This window comes from Streptomyces sp. 891-h (assembly GCF_022760275.1).
Taxonomy (GTDB): Bacteria; Actinomycetota; Actinomycetes; order Streptomycetales; family Streptomycetaceae; genus Streptomyces; species Streptomyces spirodelae.
The window spans coordinates 5,486,726-5,505,987 of the sequence record NZ_CP050693.1; the positions used below are offsets into that span (position 1 = coordinate 5,486,726).

Here is a 19,262-nt window from a genome sequence, read left to right on the forward strand (position 1 = left end):
GGCAGACGTGCCTGCGGGCGCCTCCCGGGGCGAGCGCCGACTGTTCGAACAAAGGGAACAGTCGGAATGATTAAGTGGCTAAATACTGCCTCTTGTTGAGATAAGACCAGCCTATGTCGTGCCCGGCGTGGGCAGGCAGGTGTGCGTCTGTTCTGCCACAACAACGAAAAGGAATCCGAAAGGGGTTCTATGCGCTCTTCTTCTCGGCATCGCGAACCGTCGCCCGCCGGCGGCCTCCCACGTCATCGGTCATGGCGCCGTACGGCCATCGCCGCGGCCACGGCATGCGTGGCGCTGGGCGGCGTCCTGAGCACTGCGCCGTCCGCCACCGCCGACAGCGCCGACGGCACCGGCGAGATCCGGAACGCGAGCACCGACCGGCACATCGGTACCTACGGCAACTACGGGCAGGTACTTGCCGCCTTCACTGATGCGTACTGGCCGGCCTCGGCCGACAAGAGCTGGACGTTCACGCCACGGGCGTACGGCAGGTACTACAACATCCGGAGCACCACCAAGGGGACCTGCTGGACCTACAGTCCGAAGCCGGCGTCCGGTGGTGACTGGGACCGCTATGGCCCCTGGGTCGTCACGCTGTCGCCGTGCAGTGCGTCCGCCACGAACCAGCAGTTCTCACTGCGCGCGGCGCCCCGTGGCGCGCCGCGCGGAACCGTCAGCATCCATCCGCGGGACGCCATGGGGACCGTACTCCGGCGAACCACTCCGAACGGCGAAGGCCCGAACCACTGGAACGCGTTGAGCTTGGAGACGTCCAAGGGTACGAACGAGGAGTACTGGCGCGTGCCGGTCCCACCCAACGACTGGGGCCTCGCATCCTCCTCCCGCACCTCATCGTGACGGGTCGGGACGGCCGGGCTCCCAGCGGACTGAGAGGCACCCCGTCACTCCTTCACCCGCAGCGCGGCCAGTTGCTGTTCGAACGGCACCACGGCAGGCTCCTCGGCCGGACGTGCGGTTCCAGTGGTGGCGCGTGGGGCGACCAGTCCCGCCAGCTCGCCGCCCGCGCGGGCGATGCGGTGGGGGAGGGACGGGGTGACCCCGTCGTCCGGTGCGGCCCAGTCGTCGGTGGCGGCGTAGACGGCGGTCGGTGCCGCCACCGCGCGCAGGTAGGTGAACAGCGGTCGCATGGCGTGCTCCAGCACCAGTGAGTGGCGCGGGGTGCCGCCGGTGGCGCCCAGCAGGGTCGGCTTGCCCGCGAGCGCGTCCTTGTCCAGGACGTCGAAGAACGACTTGAACAGCCCGCTGTAGGAGGCGCTGAAGACCGGGGTGACGGCGATCAGGCCGTCAGCCTCGGTGACCTGCTCCATGGCTGCGCGCAGCGCGGTGCCGGGGAAGCCGGTGGTGAAGTTGTGGGCGATCTCGGTGGCGAGATCGCGCAGTTCGACCGTGGTGGCCTCGGCATCGACGCCCTCCTCGCGCAGGGCGACCCGTGTCGCCTCGGCGAGGCGGTCGGCCAGCATGCGGGTGGAGGACGGGTCGCTCAGTCCGGCCGAGACGACGGCCAGCCGTACGGTGCTGTTTCCCTCGGCGGATGTCATACGGCGGCTCCCTCCTGCTCGGCGACCCGCGCGGCGTGGGTCGGTGCTGCGGCCGTCCCCGCGGGGCGCCGGGCCGCCATCTCCTCGCGCAGTACCGGCACGACTTCCTCGCCGAGCATGTCGAGCTGCTCGAGGACGGTCTTCAGCGGCAGCCCCGCGTGGTCCATGAGGAAGAGCTGGCGCTGGTAGTCGCCGAAGGACTCGCGGAAGGTCAGCGTCTTGTCGATGACCTCCTGGGGGCTGCCGACGGTCAGCGGGGTCTGGTCGGTGAACTCCTCCAGGCTGGGGCCGTGCCCGTAGACCGGCGCGTTGTCGAAGTAGGGGCGGAATTCCCGCACCGCGTCCTGGGACCTGCGGCGCATGAAGACCTGCCCGCCCAGGCCGACCAGGGCCTGGGCGCGGGTGCCGTGGCCGTAGTGCTCGAAGCGGTCGCGGTAGAGGTTGATCAGCCGCTTGAAGTGGTCCTTGGGCCAGAAGATGTTGTTGGCGAAGAAGCCGTCGCCGTAGTAGGCGGCCTGCTCGGCGATCTCGGGGCTGCGGATCGAGCCGTGCCAGACGAACGGCGGCACGCCGTCCAGCGGGCGCGGGGTTGAAGTGAAGCCCTGCAGCGGGGTGCGGAAGCGGCCCTCCCAGTCGACGACGTCCTCGGTCCACAGCCTGCGCAGCAGCGCGTAGTTCTCGATGGCCAGCGGGATGCCCTGGCGGATGTCCTGGCCGAACCAGGGGTAGACGGGCCCGGTGTTGCCGCGGCCCATCATCAGATCGACACGGCCGTCCGCGATGTGCTGCAGCATCGCGAAGTCCTCGGCGATCTTCACTGGATCGTTGGTGGTGATCAGGGTGGTGGAGGTGGAGAGGAGCAGCCGTTCGGTCCTGGCCGCCAGATAGCCGAGCATGGTCGTGGGTGAGGACGGTACGAACGGCGGGTTGTGGTGCTCGCCGGTGGCGAAGACGTCCAGTCCCACCTCCTCCGCCTTGAGGGCGATGGCCAGCATCGCCTTGATCCGCTCGTGCTCGGTCGGCGTCCGCCCGGTGGTGGGGTCGGGGGTCACGTCGCCGACGGTGAAGATCCCGAACTGGATGGGGGCCGTCGGGGTCGGGGTGGCCGTGGCCGTCATGGTGCTCGCCGTCCTCGGGTGGTGTCTTCGGGTGGTGCCTCGGTCGAAGTAGTTGACTATTGAACTACCTTCCACCCCTCTCAATGCGCGAGGGTTCCCGGAAATTCCGCCAGCCGCACCTGGGTCCGTGCCCTGCCCCGCGCACCCACCCCTTGGTCACCCCGCGCGTTACATCCCCGTCACACAGCGTGCTCGTTCGGGTGCTGCGCTGCTCCCTTTCGCCCGCTGTGAAACGATCGGATCGGGGCGCGCAATACCCCGGAAACCCTGTGGTGGAATGCTGATATGGCCCCGTGCGCCGGGGGACCCGAGCGAACCCCTCTGACCTGCAAGGATAGGCCCCATGGACAAGCAACAGGAATTCGTCCTCCGCACTCTGGAGGAGCGCGACATCCGGTTCGTCCGGCTCTGGTTCACCGATGTCCTCGGCTTCCTGAAATCGGTCGCTGTCGCCCCCGCCGAACTCGAGCAGGCCTTCGACGAGGGCATGGGTTTCGACGGCTCGGCCATCGAGGGCTTCGCCCGCGTCTACGAGTCCGACATGATCGCCAAGCCCGACCCCGGCACCTTCCAGATACTGCCGTGGCGGGCCGAGGCCCCCGGAACGGCGCGGATGTTCTGCGACATCCTGATGCCGGACGGCTCCCCCTCCTACGCCGACCCGCGCTACGTCCTCAAGCGCGCCCTGGCCAAGGCGTCCGACCTCGGGTTCACCTTCTACACCCACCCGGAGATCGAGTTCTACCTGCTCAAGGACAAGCCGGTGGACGGCACCCGCCCCGTCCCGGCCGACTCCTCCGGATACTTCGACCACACCCCGCAGAACGTCGGCATGGACTTCCGCCGCCAGGCGATCACCATGCTGGAGTCCATGGGCATCTCCGTGGAGTTCTCCCACCACGAGGGAGCCCCGGGACAGCAGGAGATCGACCTGCGCTACGCCGACGCGCTGTCCACGGCCGACAACATCATGACCTTCCGCCTGGTCATGAAGCAGGTCGCGCTGGAGCAGGGGGTCCAGGCCACCTTCATGCCCAAGCCGTTCTCCGAATACCCCGGCTCCGGCATGCACACCCACCTCTCCCTCTTCGAGGGCGACCGCAACGCCTTCTACGAGTCCGGCGCCGAGTACCAGCTCTCCAAGGTCGGCCGCTCCTTCATCGCCGGGCTGCTCACCCACGCCGGTGAGATCTCCGCCGTCACCAACCAGTGGGTCAACTCCTACAAGCGCATCTGGGGTGGCGCCAACCGCACGGCGGGAGAGGGAGGCGAATCCCCCTCGTACATCTGCTGGGGCCACAACAACCGCTCCGCACTCGTCCGGGTACCGATGTACAAGCCCGGCAAGACCGGCTCGACGCGCATCGAGATGCGCTCCCTCGACTCCGGCGCCAACCCCTACCTCGCCTACGCCGTGCTGCTCGCCGCAGGGCTCAAGGGCATCGAGGAGGGGTACGAGCTGCCGGCCGGGGCCGACGACGACGTATGGGCCCTCTCCGACGCGGAGCGGCGCGCCATGGGCATCGAGCCGCTCCCGCAGAACCTCGGCGAGGCCATCCACCTCATGGAGCGCAGCGAACTGGTCGCCCAGACCCTGGGCGAGCACGTTTTCGACTTCTTCCTGCGGAACAAGAAGCAGGAGTGGGAGGAGTACCGCAGCGAGGTCACCGCCTTCGAGTTGCGCAAGAGCCTGCCGGTGCTGTAAGCCCCTGCCCTGCGCCTTCACCGTTTCGCGGGGCTCGGCCCCCGACCCCGGGCTCCGTACGTTCCGGAGGGGCTACGTTGTAGCCCCTCCCGGGGCGCGGGGCCTCACCCGGGGAGACGGGCGGCGCCGGGCGGGGAACGCCGGGAACGTCGGGACCGCCGGGAACCCGGGTCCCCGGGACTCCGGGACCCCCGGGGAGGGAGGAACAAGAGGAGTGAGCGTGACACCAGACGGGCGGCGGGGCACCCGGTACGGGCGACTGTTGCGGCACGGTTTCACGGACCCGGAGACCGCCGCGCGCCTCCTCGACAGCCCCCCACTCGCCCCCGTCCGCGACGACGCCCTCTTCCTCGACGCGCTCGGCGCCACCGCGGACCCCGACCTCGCGCTCCTCGGCCTCGTCCGGCTCACCGAAGCCCTCGAAGCGCTCGACAAGGAAGCCCAGCCGCTCCTCGACACCCTCCTGACGGCCAAGCCGCTGCGCGACCGGCTGCTCGGCGTGCTCGGCGCCTCCGACGCGCTGGCCGACCACCTCGCCGGCCACCCGCACGACTGGGAGGCGCTGGTCACCTACGAGTCGGCCGATCTGCACCCTGGAGTGGAAGAGTTCGAGGCGGCCCTGGCCGACGCCGACAGTCCCGACGCGCTGCGCGTCGCCTACCGCAGGGCCCTGCTGTCCATCGCGGCCCGCGATGTCTGCGGCACCAGCGACGTCTCCCAGACCGCGGCCGAGCTCGCCGACCTGGCGACGGCCACCCTGCGCCGGGCGCTGGCCATCGCCGAGAAGGAGGCACCCGAGGACGCGGCCGCGTGCCGGCTCGCCGTCGTCGCCATGGGCAAGGCGGGCGGCCACGAACTCAACTACGTCTCCGACGTGGACGTCATCTTCGTCGCCGAACCCGCCGCCACCGGCCAGAGCACCGAATCCGCCGACGGGCACGAGCGGGCCGTCAAGGCCGCCACCCGGCTGGCCGCGCACATGATGCGGATCTGCTCCGACACCACCGCCGAGGGCACCATCTGGCCCGTCGACGCCAACCTGCGCCCCGAGGGCCGCAACGGCCCCCTCGTCCGCACCCTCAGCAGCCACCTCGCCTACTACCAGCGCTGGGCCAAGACCTGGGAGTTCCAGGCGCTGCTCAAGGCCCGTCCGGTCGCGGGCGACGCCGTGCTGGGGTACGAGTACGTGGACGCCGTCGCACCGATGGTCTGGCAGGCCGCCGAACGCGAGAACTTCGTCACCGACGTCCAGCAGATGCGCCGCCGCGTGGTCGCCAGCATCCCCGCAGCCCAGCTCGACCGCGAACTGAAGCTGGGCCCCGGCGGGCTGCGCGACGTCGAATTCGCCGTCCAGCTCCTCCAGCTCGTACACGGCCGCAGCGACACCTCGCTGCGCAGCCCCACCACCCTGGAAGCCCTGGACGCGCTGGCCGCGGGCGGCTACGTCGGCCGCCAGGACGCGGCAGCCCTGGACGCCGCCTACCGCTTCCTGCGCACCATGGAGCACCGCATCCAGCTCCACCAGCTGCGCCGCACCCATCTGATGCCCGAGGCCGAGGCCGACCAGCGCCGCCTCGGCCGCTCGCTGGGCTACCGCAGCGAGCCCGTCACCGAACTGCACAAGGCCTGGCGGCGGCACGCCTCGGCCGTACGGCGGCTCCACGAGAAGCTGTTCTACCGGCCGCTGCTGGACGCCGTGGCCCAGCTGGAGGCCGGACACGAACGCCTCTCGCCACAGGCGGCCCGGCAGCGCCTGGAAGCCCTCGGCTACGCCGACCCAGCGTCCGCGCTGCGCCACCTGGAGGCACTGGCCTCCGGCGTCAGCCGCAAGGCCGCCATCCAGCGCACCCTGTTGCCCGTACTGCTCGGCTGGTTCGCCGACTCCGCCGACCCGGACGCCGGCCTCCTCGGCTTCCGGAAGGTCTCCGACGCGCTCGGCAAGTCGCCCTGGTACCTGCGGCTGCTGCGCGACGAGGGCGCCGCCGCCGAGAACCTCGCCCGCGTGCTGTCGGCCGGACGGCTCGCGCCCGACCTGCTGCTGCGCGCCCCCGAGGCCGTCGCACTGCTCGGTGACGAGAACGGGCTGCGGCCCCGTTCGCGGGCCGCGCTCACCCAGGAGACGCTGGCCGCCGTGGGCCGCGCCGACGGTGCCGAAGCCGCCGTCGCTGCGGCGCGTGGAGTGCGCCGCCGGGAGCTGTTCCGCACCGCCGCTGCCGACCTGATCGGCGCGTACGGCACCGAGGACGTCGCCCAGCAGGAGCCGGGCGAGGCACTGGACCGGGTCGGCAACGCGCTCACCGACCTCAACGCCGCCACACTGGCGGGCGCGCTGCGCGCCGCCGTCCGCCAGCAGTGGGGCGACGAGCTGCCCACCCGGTTCGCCGTCATCGGCGTCGGCCGGTTCGGCGGCCGCGAGATGGGCTACGGCTCCGACGCCGATGTCCTGTTCGTGCACGAGCCCCGGGAGGGCGTCAGCGAACACGAGGCGGGCAAGGCCGCCTTCGCGGTCGCCACCGAGATGCGGCGGCTGCTGCAGCTGCCGACCTCCGACCCGCCGCTGATCATCGACGCCGACCTGCGCCCCGAGGGCAAGTCCGGCGCGCTGGCGCGCTCGCTGAGCTCGTACGCCGCCTACTACGAGCGCTGGTCCGTGGTCTGGGAGAGCCAGGCCCTGCTGCGCGCCGAATACGTCGCCGGCGACGCGGGGCTCGCGGAGCGGTTCATCGAGCTGATCGATCCCCTGCGGTACCCCGCGGGCGGCCTGAGCGATGACGCCGAGCGCGAGATCCGCCGGCTGAAGGCCCGGATGGAGAGCGAACGGCTGCCGCGCGGTGCCGACCCCACGACCCACGCCAAGCTGGGCCGTGGAGGGCTCACCGACGTCGAGTGGACCGTGCAATTGATGCAGCTCAGGCACGGGGCCGAGGTCTCTTCCTTGCGGACCACCCGTACGCGGGCCGCGCTCGCCGCCGCGCGGGACGCTTCGCTGATCAGCGCCGATGACGCGGATGTGCTCGATGAGGCGTGGGTGCTGGCTTCGCGGGTGCGCAACGCCGTGATGCTTGTGAGGGGGCGGCCGGGGGACACGTTCCCCTCCGAGTCGAGGGAGCTCGCCGCTGTGGGGCGGTACCTCGGGTATGAGCCGGGGCACGTGGGGGAGATGCTGGATGACTACCGTCGGGTTACGCGGCGGGCCCGCGCCGTTGTCGACCGCCTCTTTTATGACGCCGAATAGTTGAGACCTCTTTCTTGGGGCGCCCCCGGTTGTGGACGCACGCCCCGTTTGTGTCCCGGCTCGCCGCCGAGTGGTCGTGTCGGGGGGCTCTGCCCCCCAACGGCCCCCCGTTAGGTGGGCTTCGCCCCCCTAGGACCCCCCTGCCGCATGGGACCACCCCATTGCCTTCAAGGCCACCCTCAGTGGTGCGGGTCCTTGGACCGGCCGGTGACGACCCTGCGGGAGTCACCGGCACAAACCAAGGGCCCCATCCATGAGCCGGGACCAGGGAACGTCTACAGGGGTGCCCTTTTGCGGAAGGGGGCTCCTAGGGGGGCGAAGCCCCCGTAGCGGGGGGTGGTTGGGTGGGGGTCCCCCCGGACGGAGTCTGGGGGAGGAGCCCCCCAGCGCCCGTCCGGCGAGGACCCGGGGGTTTGGGGGCGGGAGCCCCCATAAACGAAAGAGGGTCAGAGGGCTGCGCCCTCAGCCACTCGGGGGAGACGATACGGAAGGCACGCGTACCAGGCGTAGGACAGCGCGAAGCCGAACGCGAGGCAGAGGAGCCCTCCCACGGCGTCGAGCCAGAAATGGTTGGCCGTGCTCACGATGACGGTCAGCGTGGCCAGCGGATACAGCACTCCCAGCACCTTCGCCCACACAGGGCGGGCCAGCATCGCAATGGTGATCCCGCACCAGACGGACCACCCTATGTGCATGGAGGGCATGGCCGCGTACTGGTTGGACATCTGCGCGAGGTTGCCGGAGGCCATGGAGCCCCAGGTCTGATGAACCTGGACGGTGTCGATGAAGTGGCCGCCGTCCATCAGCCGGGGCGGCGCCAGGGGGAAGAGGTAGTAGCCCAGCAGCGCGATCCCGGTCGTGGCGAACAGCACCAGCCGGGTTGCGGCGTACCGCCCCGGATGCGCGCGGTAGAGCCACACCAGCACGCCGATGGTCACAACGAAGTGCAGCGTGGCGTAGTAGTAGTTCATCGAGACGATCAGCCACGTCACACCGCCGACCGCGTGGTTGATCGACTGCTCGACGGCGATGCCCAGCGTGTGTTCGGCCCGCCAGATCCAGTCCGCGTTGCGCAGCGCGTCGGCGCGCTGTTCCGGGACGGCGTTGCGGATCAGGGAGTATGTCCAGTAGCTGACCGCGATCAGCACGATCTCGAACCAGAGCCGGGGATGCCGGGGGGAACGGAACCGGGCCAGGGTCCAGCGACGTTCCGGGCGCGGCGCATCGACGGCCGCCTGGTCGTCCGCGGCTGTCGCCGCATGCGCAGCATGCGCCGCACGCGCAGCGGCCGACTCCGCCGGGGCTTCGGTCGCGTCCTGCCGGCTGCCGTCTTCGGTCCTCGTCGTCGGTACCCCCATAGGGCGACAGTCTGCCAGACGGGGGGTGCCGCTCGATCATCCTGCGGTCGGGTCTTGTGCCTCCGCCGTCGTCCCCCCGGGGGAGGACCGGTGACTACGTCGCCTACGGGTTGCCTACGGGTTTCTCCTACGGGATGCGGTGGAGCCGCGTACCACCAGCTCCGGCAGGAAGACGAACTCGCTGTGCGGCGCCGGGGTGCCGCCGATCTCCTCCAGCAGCGCCCGTACGGCGGCCTGCCCCATCGCGGTGACCGGCTGCCGGATGGTGGTCAGGGGCGGGTCGGTGAAGGCGATCAGCGGGGAGTCGTCGAACCCGATGACCGAAACATCGCCGGGTACCGTCAGTCCGCGCTGCCGCGCGGCGCGAATGGCGCCGAGGGCCATCATGTCGCTGGCGCAGACGACGGCCGTGCAGTCCTTGCCCAGCAGCGTGGTGGCGGCTGCCTGGCCGCCCTCCAGGGTGTAGAGGGAGTGCTCGATCAACTCCGCGGGGTCGGTGGGGAAGTGTTCCCGCATGGTGCGGGTGAACCCCTCGATCTTGCGCTGGACGGGCACGAAGCGTTCGGGACCGAGCGCGAGGCCGATCCGTTCGTGGCCGAGTGAGACGAGGTGGGTGACGGCCAGTCGCATGGCGGCGCGGTCGTCGGGCGAGACGAACGGCGCCCGCACCCCCTCGGAGAAGCCGTTGACCAGGACGAAGGGGACACCCTGGCCGTGCAGCCGCTCGTACCGTCCGACGTCGGCCGTGGTGTCGGCGTGCAGCCCGGAGACGAAGATGATCCCGGCGACGCCCCGGTCCACCAGCATCTCCGTCAGCTCGTCCTCGGTGGAGCCGCCCGGGGTCTGGGTGGCGAGTACCGGGGTGTAGCCCTGCCTGGTGAGGCCCTGGGCGATGACCTGCGCGAAGGCCGGGAAAATCGGGTTCTCCAGCTCGGGGATGATCAGCCCCACCAGGCCCTCGCTGCGGCGGCGCAGCTTGACGGGGCGCTCGTACCCGAGCACGTCGAGCGCGGCCAGCACTGATTCGCGGGTGGTCGCCGCCACTCCCGCCTTGCCGTTGAGCACCCGGCTGACGGTGGCTTCGCTGACCCCCGCTTGTGCTGCGATGTCAGCCAGCCGCGCGGTCACAGGACTGGACCTTACCGGCCCTGGATCACGCTGCCCACCACGTGCAGGAATTCGCCGGGATACGCAGCTGTCCCGGGGGCGCCCCGGCCTCCATGGAATCCCGGGACTCCTCGGGGACGGAGCACAGCAGCAGTTCGCCGGGTGCGGCCGTCAGCACTGCCTCGTCGCGGGTGTTGAGGAGACAGACCAACCCGGGGCGGGAGAGCGCGAGCACCCCGTCGGGCGCCCGCAGCCACTCCATCGCGCTGTCCCCGAGCCCTGGCAGCAGCCGGCGCAGCCGCAGCGCCGTGCGGTACAGCTCCAGGGTGGAGAGCGGGTCACCGGTCTGCGCCTGTACGGACAGCTTCCGCCAGCCGGCCGGCTGCGGCAGCCAGCTCCCCGCGGGTCCGAAGCCCATGGAGGGGCCGTCGGTCCGCCACGGCATCGGCACCCGGCAGCCGTCGCGCAGCCCTTGCCGGCCCTCGGCTGCCGTGCCCGGTGCCCGGTGGAAGGCGGGGTCCTGGCGGGCCTCGTCGGGCAGTTCGGTCACCTCGGGCAGCCCCAGCTCCTCGCCCTGGTAGAGGTAGACCGAGCCGGGCAGCGCCAGCATCAGCAGCGCGGCGGCACGGGCCCTGGCCAGCGAGCCGAGCCGGGTGCGGTGGCGTACGACATCGTGGTTGGAGAGCACCCAGGTGGTCGGGGCGCCGACGGAGGTGGTGGCCGCCATCGACTCCTCGATCACCCTGCGCAGCTCGCCGACGTCCCATCCGGCCTGCAGGAAGTGGAAGTTGAACGCCTGGTGCAGCTCGTCCGGGCGCACGTAGAGGGCCAGCCGCTCCGGGGTCGGTGCCCATGCCTCGGCGACGCCGATCCGGTCGGGCCCGTAGCTCTCCAGCAGTCGGCGCCACGAGCGGTGGATCTCGTGCACGCCGTCCTGGTCGAAGAACGGAAGCTGCTGTGCGCCGATCAGCCGGGCCTGCTCGCGCGAGCCGATGTCGGGCAGTCCCTCGGCCTTGACCATGCCGTGCGCCACATCGATCCGGAAGCCGTCCACGCCCAGGTTCAGCCAGAACCGCAGGACGGAGTCGAACTCCTGGTGCACACGTGGGTGCTGCCAGTTCAGGTCCGGCTGCTGGGGTGCGAACAGATGCAGATACCACAGCCCCGGGACGCCGGGCACCTGGCTCCAGGCCGGGCCGCCGAAGACGGACTGCCAGTCGTTGGGCGGCACCTCACCCCGTGCGCCGCGGCCGTCGCCGAAGTAGTAGCGGGCCTGCGCCTCGGGGTCGCCTGCCAGCGCCCGCCGGAACCAGGGGTGCTGGTCGGAGGTGTGGTTGGGGACGATGTCGAGGATGACGCGCAGCCCGAGCGCGTGCGCCTCGTCCACCAGCACCCGCGCTTCGGCCAGATCGCCGAAGCGGGGGTCGACCGCGCGGTAGTCGGAGACGTCGTAGCCGCCGTCGGCCTGCGGGGAGGCGTAGAACGGCGTCAGCCACACGGCGTCGACGCCGAGTTCGGCCAGGTAGGGCAACCGCTGCCGCACACCGGGCAGATCGCCCACGCCGTCGCCGTCGCTGTCGGCGAAGGAGCGGACGTAGATCTGGTAGATGACGGCGTCCCGCCACCAGCCCAGCGGGGACTGCGGTGGACGGTGACCGGCCGGGGCCGGGTCGGAGTCGGCGGTGTGCTGGGTCGTGACGTGCTGGGTCACAAGTCTTCCCTATCGGGCGGGACCCGGTACGGGTCGCTAAATGCGGCAAGCCGGTGTCAACGGTCACAACGCGGACACGGTCGTGGAGTTACGTACCCCGCCGGGAGCCCTCGCATCCTTGCAGAAATTTGCGGCAAGGTCTTTCCTTCGGATGTCACCGCTGTTACGTTCCTCCGCAGTCGGGCGCCGCCACAGGCCTACAGAAGTCGAGGCGCGCCCCTTCACCTTGCGGAGGGATCGGACATGCGGCGTGGCATAGGCGCCACCGCGCTGGTAGCGGGGCTGGCACTTGCGGCAACGGCTTGCGGCGGTGGTTCGGACGGCGCCGACAACAACGCGAACGGCAAGATCGAGGGCACCGTCACCTACTGGGACACCTCGAACGACGGCGAGAAGGGCACCTACAAGAAGATCGCCGAGGACTTCGAGAAGAAGCACCCGAAGGTGAACGTCAAGTACGTGCACGTCAACTTCGGCGACGCCAACCAGAAGTTCAAGAACGCGGCCGGCGGCAACTCCGGAGCCCCCGATGTGATGCGCACCGAGGTCGCCTGGGTCGCCGACTTCGCCAACCTCGGCTACCTCGCCCCGCTGGACGGCACCCCCGCTCTCGACAACGAGTCGGACTACCTTGCCACGGCGGCCGGCTCGACGAAGTTCAAGGGCAAGACGTACGCGGCGCCGCAGGTCACCGACACCCTCGGCCTCTTCTACAACAAGCGGCTGCTGAAGAAGGCCGGCGTCGAGGTGCCCACCTCCTTCGCCGAACTGAAGAAGAACGCCAAGAAGATCAAGGACAAGACCGGCGCCACCGCGCTGTATCTGCGCGGCGACGACCCCTACTGGTTCCTGCCCTACCTCTACGGCGAGGGCGGCGACCTGATCGACACCGAGCACAAGAAGGTCACCGTCGACGAGAAGCCCGGCGTACGGGCCCTCGCCACCATGAAGGACCTCGTCGACTCCAAGGCGGCGATCACCGACTCCAGCGACGGCCAGGAGAACGGCATCAAGGCCTTCCAGGAGGGCAAGGTCGCCATGATCATCGACGGCCCCTGGGACATCGCGCTCGCCCGCGAGGGCAAGGAGTTCAAGGGAGCCAACGGGGACAACCTGGGGGTTGCCCCCGTACCGGCAGGGAGCAAGGCGCAGGGCTCGCCCCAGGGCGGCTGGAACCTGTCCGTCTACGCGGGCACCAAGAACATGCGGGCCGCGCAGGAGTTCGTCAAGTACATGAGCAGCGCCAAGGTGCAGGCCCGCACCACGGAGGAGCTGTCGCTCCTGCCCACGCGGAAGTCTGTTTACGATCAGCCGTCTGTGCGCCGCAACGAGATGGTCAAGTTCTTCCGGCCCGCCGTGGAGAAGGCGGTGCAGCGGCCTTGGATCGCCGAGGGCAATTCGCTCTTCGAGCCGATTCGGGTGGGTGTCGACGGGGTCCTTGCCGGGGGCAAGTCGCCTGATGAGGCGGCCTCCACGATGGGGGAGAAGTTCCGCAAGCTCTTGAAGGACTACAAGTAACGGGCGCCGCCTCCAATGGCTGAGGGCCCATTCTTGGGCCCGCTCCCGTTGATGGGGGCTCCCGCCCCCAAACCCCCGGGTCCTCGCCGGACGGGCGTTGGGGGGCTCCGCCCCCCAACAGCCCCCCGCTACGGGGGCTTCGCCCCCCTAGGAGCCCCCTTCCGCAAAAGGGCGCCCCTGTTCACGTTCCCTCGTCCCGGCTCATGCCCAGGCCCTTGGACCTGTCGGTGACTCCCGCAGGGTCGTCACCGGCCGGTCCAAGGACCCGCACCAATGAGGGTGGCCTTGAAGGCAATGGGGTGGTCCCATGCGGCAGGGGGGTCCTAGGGGGGCGAAGCCCACCTAGCGGGGGGCGTTGGGGGGCGGAGCCCCCCAACACGACCACTCGGCGGCGAGCCGGGACACAAACGGGGCGTGCGTCCACAACGCGGCGGGCCACCCCGTGAGGGACTCGCCCCCCGACACGACCACTCGGCGGCAAGCCGAAGCAACAAACGGGGCGTGCGTCCACAAGCGGCGGGCCACCCCGTGAGGGGCTCGCGTCCACAAGCAAGCGGGGGCTCAGGGGCGGAGCCCCGGAGACGAGTGAAAGGCTTCAACATGAGGCGGGTCAGAACGTGGGCGGCGAGACATTGGTACGCATGGGCCATGATCGCCCCGGTGACCCTGGTCATCGGGCTGATCATCGGCTACCCCCTCACCCGCGGGATCTACCTCTCCCTCACCGACGCCGACGAGGCCAACGTCGAACGCACCATCGGTGTGAACCACATCCCGGCGACCTATGAGTTCGTCGGCCTGGACAACTACAAGGCGATCCTGTCCGACAGCGTCTTCTGGGACCGGCTGGGCTGGACCGCGATGTGGACGACCGCGTGCGTCGGTGTGACCTTCACCCTGGGCCTGACGCTCGCGGTGATGCTCAACCGCAAGGTGAGGGGCCGCTCCTTCTACCGGGTGGCGATGATCGTGCCCTGGGGCATTCCCGCCTTCGTCTCCGTCTTCGCCTGGAAGATGCTGTTCAACGAGAAGAACGGCTTGCTCAACAAGGTGCTGGACGGCGGCGGCATCGAGGGGGTGCCGTGGCTGGGGGACCCGACGTGGGCGAAGGTCTCCGTGATCGCGGTGAACGTCTGGCTCGGCGTTCCGTTCATGATCGTCGCGATGCTGGGCGCGCTCCAGTCGATACCCGGCGAGCTGTACGAGGCGGCCGAGATGGACGGGGCCGGGCCCTGGCAGCGGTTCCGCAACATCACGCTGCCTGGGGTGCGTTCCGTCAGCAGCACGGTGATCCTGCTCAGCACCATCTGGACGTTCAACATGTTCCCGGTGATCTTCCTGCTCACCCGGGGCGGCCCAGAGGACTCGACGGAGATCCTGGTGACGTACGCGTTCCGGCTGTCGTTCGTCAACAGCCCGCGCGACTTCGCCACGTCGGCGGCCTGGGGCGTGCTCATTCTGCTGCTGCTCTGCCTGTTCACGATGGTCTACCGGCGGGCGCTGCGCCGCCAGGGAGAGGCGTGGTGACAACGAAGCCATGAGAACAACCAAGAGAAGTCCCCTCGCCTCCGTCGGTCTCCACGCGGGCCTCCTGCTGGGCACGGTGTGCGCGCTCTTCCCGCCCCTCTGGTTGCTGGTGACCTCCTTCAAGCCGAAGAGCGAGTCGTTCACGACGGCGCTGGTGAAGAACTTCACCTTCGCCAACTACCGGCATGTCATCGCCGACACCCACTTCCTCACCTGGTTCGGGAACTCGCTGATCGTCGTCGTCGGCACCACCGTCACCGGCGTGCTGATCGCGGCCACCACCGGGTACGCGCTCAGCCGGTTCCGTTTCCCGGGGATGCGGCCGCTGATGTGGGTGCTGCTGATCACGCAGATGTTCCCGATGGCCGTGCTGATCGTCCCGCTGTACAACACGATGGCCAAGCTGGGGCTGCTCAACCAGCCGGTGGGGCTGATCATCACGTATCTGACGATCGCGGTGCCGTTCTGCGCGTGGATGATGAAGGGGTTCTTCGACACGATCCCCGTCGACATCGACGAGTCGGGCCGGGTGGACGGGCTCAACCCGTTCGGCACGTTCTGGCGGCTGATCCTGCCGCTGGCCAAGCCCGGTATCGCCGTCACCGGGTTCTACACGTTCGTGACCGCCTGGGCGGAGGTCGCCTATGCGACGGCCTTCATGACCGGTGAGGAGAACCTCACGCTGGCGGGCGGTCTGCAGACCTTCGTCAACCGGTACGGCTCCGACTGGGGCTCCATGACGGCTGCCGCCGTCGTCATCGCGGTACCGGCGGCCGTTGTCTTCGGCTTCGCCCAGCGGCATCTGGTCGGCGGGCTGACAGCTGGAGCGACCAAGTCGTAGGGCGCCTTTGCTGCGGCTTGTCGTCGGCCGCTCGCGCCCACGCGGCGGAGCCGCATATCGAGACAGGCCCGCGCCCCTTCGGGGCGTCCACCGACGGGAAGCCACCTCCCCCTCCGGACGAGAAACCTCAACTCTTCAGGGACAACATGACTCAGCACAGCAGCGCACCTCAGGCCGAAGGTGCCGAAGGCACCACGGAAGAGGTGGCCCGGACCGTGTCGTCGGCGTCGCCCGGCGCAGCCGGCTGGTGGCGGGACGCGGTGATCTACCAGGTGTACCCGCGCTCCTTCGCCGACGGCAACGGCGACGGCATGGGCGACCTGCCGGGGATACGGCAGCGGCTGCCGCACCTGGCCGAGCTCGGCGTCGACGCCGTCTGGCTCAGCCCCTTCTACGCGTCACCGCAGGCGGACGCCGGATACGACGTCGCCGACTACCGGGCCATCGACCCGATGTTCGGAACCCTGGACGATGCCGGCGCCCTCATCGGGGAGGCGCACGCGCTGGGGCTGCGCGTGATCATCGACATCGTCCCCAACCACTCCTCCGACCAGCACGAGTGGTTCAAGCGCGCCCTCGCCGGGGACGAGGCGGCCCGGGAGCGCTACCACTTCGCCGCCGGCAAGGGGCCGGGGGGCGAACTGCCGCCCAACGACTGGGAGTCCGTCTTCGGCGGCCCCGCCTGGAGCCCGGTGCCCGGCTCGCCGGGGCTGTGGTATCTGCACCTGTTCGCGCCGGAGCAGCCCGACTTCAACTGGGACCACCCCGCCGTCCGCGACGAGTTCCGGTCCGTGCTGCGGTTCTGGCTCGACATGGGCGTGGACGGCTTCCGGATCGATGTGGCGCACGGGCTGGTCAAGGCGGCCGGGCTGCCCGACATGGGCAGCCCCGGGCAGCTGAAGCTGCTGGGCTCGGCCGAGCTGCCGTTCTTCGACCAGGACGGTGTGCACGAGATCTACCGCTCCTGGCGGCAGGTGCTCGACGAGTACCCGGGCGAGCGCGTCGGTGTCGCCGAGGCGTGGACGCCCAGCGCCGAGCGCACCGCGCTGTACGTACGCCCCGACGAGCTCCACCAGGCGTTCAACTTCCACTATCTGAACACCGGCTGGGAAGCGGCGGCGCTGCGCGAGGTCATCGACGCCTCGCTCAGCTCGCTCGGCGCCGTCGGCGCGCCCGCCACCTGGGTGCTGTCCAACCACGACGTCGTACGCCACCGCACCCGGCTCGGCGGCGGCCACGCCCGGGGCCGGGCCGCCTCGCTGCTGATGCTGGCGCTGCCCGGCTCCGCGTACCTCTACCAGGGCGAGGAGCTGGGGCTGCCGGAGGTGACCGAACTGCCCGACGAGGCGCGCCAGGATCCCTCCTTCTTCCGGGACAACGGCCAGGACGGGCTCCGCGACGGCTGCCGGGTGCCGCTGCCCTGGGCCGAGGAGAAGGACGCGGACGGCGGCAGCTCCTACGGCTTCGGCAGCGGAGGCAGCTGGCTGCCGCAGCCGCCCGGCTGGGGTGCGCTTTCCGTCACCGCCCAGACAGGTGACGCAACGTCCACCCTGGAGCTCTACCGCACCGCGCTGCGGCTGCGCCGGGAGCGGCCCGAACTGGGCGACGGCGCACCACTGGAGTGGCTGCCTGCCCCCGAGGGCGTGCTGGCCTTCCGGCGCGGCGCGTTCGTCTGCGCGGCCAACACCCGCACCGAGCCGGTGGAGCTGGACTTCCAGCCGGGCGAACTGCTGCTGGCCAGCGGCCCGCTGACCGGGCACGGGGCATCCGGCCGACCGGTACTGCCCGGGGACACGACCGCCTGGTGGGCCGCCGGATGACCACCTCCCTCACCGCGCGCCTCGCCGACATCGCCGCACAGGCCGAGGTCAGCGAGGCCACGGCCAGCCGCGTACTGAACGGCAAGCCGGGCGTGGCCGCCGCCACCCGGCAGCGGGTGCTGGCCGCGGTGGACGTGCTCGGCTACGAGCGCCCGGCGCGCGCCCGGCAGCGCAGCGCCGGGCTGGTCGGGTTGGTCATCCCCGAGCTGACGAACCCGATCTTCCCGGCCTTCGCCCAGGTCATCGAGCAGTGCCTGTCGGGATACGGCTTCACACCCGTGCTGGGCACCCGGATGCTGGGCGGTGCGACCGAGGACGAGTTGGTCGGCCAGCTCGTCGAGCGCGATGTGTCCGGGATCATCTTCCTCTCCGGACTGCACGCCGACCTGACGGCCGACCCCGCCCGCTACGCCCGGCTGGCCGAGCGGGGCGTGCCGTTCGTCCTGATCAACGGCTACAACGACCGTATCCACGCGCCGTTCGTCTCCCCTGACGACCGGGCAGCCGCCGCGATGGCCGTCGACCACCTGCGCCAGCTGGGACACCGGCGGATCGGACTGGCCGTCGGCCCCGAGCGGTTCGTACCCAGCCGGCGCAAGGTCGCGGGCTTCACCAGCGCGATGGAGCAGGCCGGGGCCGAACCCCGTATCCAGCACACCCTCTTCACCGTCGAGGGCGGCCACGCCGCCGCCGGGGCGCTGATCGACGAGGGCTGCACGGGCATCGTGTGCGCCAGCGACATGATGGCCCTCGGCGCCATCCGCGCCGCACGCCAGCGCGGGCTGGCGGTACCGGGGCAGATATCGGTGGTCGGCTACGACGACTCCGAGCTCAACGCCTTCACCGATCCGCCGCTGACCACCGTGCGCCAGCCGGTGCGCGCCATGGCCAACGCCGCCGTGCACGCCCTGCTGGAGCCGATGGGCGGCAGCCCGATGGCCGAGACGGAGTTCGTCTTCCAGCCCGAGCTGGTCGTACGGGGCTCAACGGGACACGCGCCGGCGGACTGAACCGGCCCGCGGGCCCCGGGCGCTCGTCTACGAGGACGGCACCAGCCCCGCCTCGTAGGCGAGGATCGCGGCCTGGACGCGGTTCTTCATCTCCAGACGGGCGAGGATCTGGCTGACGTACGTCTTCACCGTGCCCTCGACCACGTGCAGCCGTTTGGCGATCTCCGCGTTGGACAGGCCGGCGCCGACCAGGCCCAGCACCTCGCGCTCGCGCGGGGTCAGGGCGCCGGTGCGGGCCTGCGCGGTCGCCCGGCGGCTCAGCTGCCCGGCGGCCATCTGGGTGAGGACGTGCCGTGCCACGACGGGGGAGAGGTAGGCGCCGCCCTCGTGGACGGCGCGTACGCCCGACAGCAACTCGTGCGGATCGCCCGACTTGAGGACGAACCCGGCGGCGCCCGAGCCGAGCGCGGTGGAGATGTACTCGTCCTCGCTGAAGGTGGTCAGCATCATCACCGCGCTGTCCTGGCACGTGCGCCGCACCTCGGCCGCGGCCCGCAGCCCGTCCAGCCTCGGCATCCGGATGTCGAGCAGGCACACATCGGGGCGGTGCCGCTGCGCCAGCTCGACGGCCTCGAGCCCGTCGGACGCCTCCGCGACGACCTCGATGTCCGGCGCCGACGCCAGGATCGCCCGCACCCCGGCCCGGATCATCGCCTCGTCGTCCGCCAGCAGCACCCGGATCATCGTCTTCCCGCCCCCACTTCCGCCCCGTCCACGGCAGCACGTTAACCCAGAGCGCACACCGGCGGGGCA

14 protein-coding genes are annotated in these 19,262 nt (G+C 70.4%); 8 read left to right on the top strand and 6 right to left on the bottom strand.

From position 1 onward, the window contains the following. Positions 1 to 141 precede the first annotated feature (141 nt). Positions 142 to 858, top strand: a complete 717-nt coding sequence (locus tag HC362_RS24095; RefSeq protein WP_243086172.1) for a hypothetical protein — start codon at positions 142 to 144, stop codon at positions 856 to 858. 44 nt (positions 859 to 902) lie between these two features. Here the strand turns inward: HC362_RS24095 and HC362_RS24100 are convergent, their stop codons facing one another. Beyond that, positions 903 to 1,559: an FMN reductase gene (locus tag HC362_RS24100; protein ID WP_243086179.1), complete on the bottom strand. Its 657-nt coding sequence runs from the start codon at positions 1,557 to 1,559 to the stop codon at positions 903 to 905. After that, positions 1,556 to 2,641 carry an LLM class flavin-dependent oxidoreductase gene (locus tag HC362_RS24105; RefSeq protein ID WP_243088786.1) on the bottom strand — a complete coding sequence of 362 codons (1,086 nt, stop codon included), beginning with the start codon at positions 2,639 to 2,641 and terminating at the stop codon, positions 1,556 to 1,558. Before HC362_RS24105 ends, HC362_RS24100 begins: the two co-directional genes overlap by 4 nt. Before the next feature lie 379 nt (positions 2,642 to 3,020). Here HC362_RS24105 and glnA point away from each other — a divergent pair, with 379 nt between their 5' ends. Then, positions 3,021 to 4,382 carry a type I glutamate--ammonia ligase gene (gene glnA, locus HC362_RS24110; RefSeq protein ID WP_209240726.1) on the top strand — a complete coding sequence of 454 codons (1,362 nt, stop codon included), beginning with the start codon at positions 3,021 to 3,023 and terminating at the stop codon, positions 4,380 to 4,382. A gap of 220 nt (positions 4,383 to 4,602) precedes the next feature. Then, positions 4,603 to 7,617: a bifunctional [glutamine synthetase] adenylyltransferase/[glutamine synthetase]-adenylyl-L-tyrosine phosphorylase gene (locus HC362_RS24115; RefSeq protein WP_243086181.1), complete on the top strand. Its 3,015-nt coding sequence runs from the start codon at positions 4,603 to 4,605 to the stop codon at positions 7,615 to 7,617. A gap of 446 nt (positions 7,618 to 8,063) precedes the next feature. On the opposite strand, the gene HC362_RS24120 is transcribed toward HC362_RS24115, so the two are convergent. From HC362_RS24120 to HC362_RS24130, 3 genes are all read right to left on the bottom strand, one after another. After that, positions 8,064 to 8,975 (bottom strand): phosphatase PAP2 family protein, encoded by a 912-nt coding sequence (locus HC362_RS24120; RefSeq protein WP_243086183.1) that lies wholly within the window; start codon positions 8,973 to 8,975, stop codon positions 8,064 to 8,066. 114 nt (positions 8,976 to 9,089) lie between these two features. Beyond that, on the bottom strand, positions 9,090 to 10,103 hold the full coding sequence (locus tag HC362_RS24125) for a LacI family DNA-binding transcriptional regulator (protein WP_279240132.1): 1,014 nt from the start codon (positions 10,101 to 10,103) through the stop codon (positions 9,090 to 9,092). A gap of 25 nt (positions 10,104 to 10,128) precedes the next feature. Continuing rightward, positions 10,129 to 11,715: a glycoside hydrolase family 13 protein gene (locus tag HC362_RS24130; RefSeq protein WP_243088788.1), complete on the bottom strand. Its 1,587-nt coding sequence runs from the start codon at positions 11,713 to 11,715 to the stop codon at positions 10,129 to 10,131. A 321-nt stretch (positions 11,716 to 12,036) separates the two neighbouring features. Between HC362_RS24130 and HC362_RS24135 the strand changes: the two genes are divergently transcribed. The 5 genes from HC362_RS24135 to HC362_RS24155 all read left to right on the top strand — a co-directional run bounded on the left by HC362_RS24135 (position 12,037) and on the right by HC362_RS24155 (position 18,509). Beyond that, positions 12,037 to 13,311, top strand: a complete 1,275-nt coding sequence (locus HC362_RS24135; RefSeq protein WP_243086184.1) for an extracellular solute-binding protein — start codon at positions 12,037 to 12,039, stop codon at positions 13,309 to 13,311. 600 nt (positions 13,312 to 13,911) lie between these two features. After that, complete coding sequence (locus HC362_RS24140) at positions 13,912 to 14,838, top strand: sugar ABC transporter permease (RefSeq protein WP_243086186.1); 927 nt, start codon at positions 13,912 to 13,914, stop codon at positions 14,836 to 14,838. Positions 14,839 to 14,848: 10 nt separating this feature from the next. Beyond that, a complete protein-coding gene (locus tag HC362_RS24145; RefSeq protein ID WP_243086187.1) occupies positions 14,849 to 15,679 on the top strand; it encodes a carbohydrate ABC transporter permease in 831 nt (276 codons plus the stop codon). Between the two features lie 146 nt (positions 15,680 to 15,825). Further along, positions 15,826 to 17,499, top strand: coding sequence for a glycoside hydrolase family 13 protein (locus tag HC362_RS24150; protein ID WP_243086189.1), 1,674 nt, complete (start codon positions 15,826 to 15,828; stop codon positions 17,497 to 17,499). Continuing rightward, positions 17,496 to 18,509, top strand: coding sequence for a LacI family DNA-binding transcriptional regulator (locus HC362_RS24155; RefSeq protein WP_243086190.1), 1,014 nt, complete (start codon positions 17,496 to 17,498; stop codon positions 18,507 to 18,509). Before HC362_RS24150 ends, HC362_RS24155 begins: the two co-directional genes overlap by 4 nt. A gap of 27 nt (positions 18,510 to 18,536) precedes the next feature. On the opposite strand, the gene HC362_RS24160 is transcribed toward HC362_RS24155, so the two are convergent. Then, positions 18,537 to 19,193: a response regulator transcription factor gene (locus HC362_RS24160; protein WP_243086191.1), complete on the bottom strand. Its 657-nt coding sequence runs from the start codon at positions 19,191 to 19,193 to the stop codon at positions 18,537 to 18,539. Between the last annotated feature and the right edge of the window lie 69 nt (positions 19,194 to 19,262).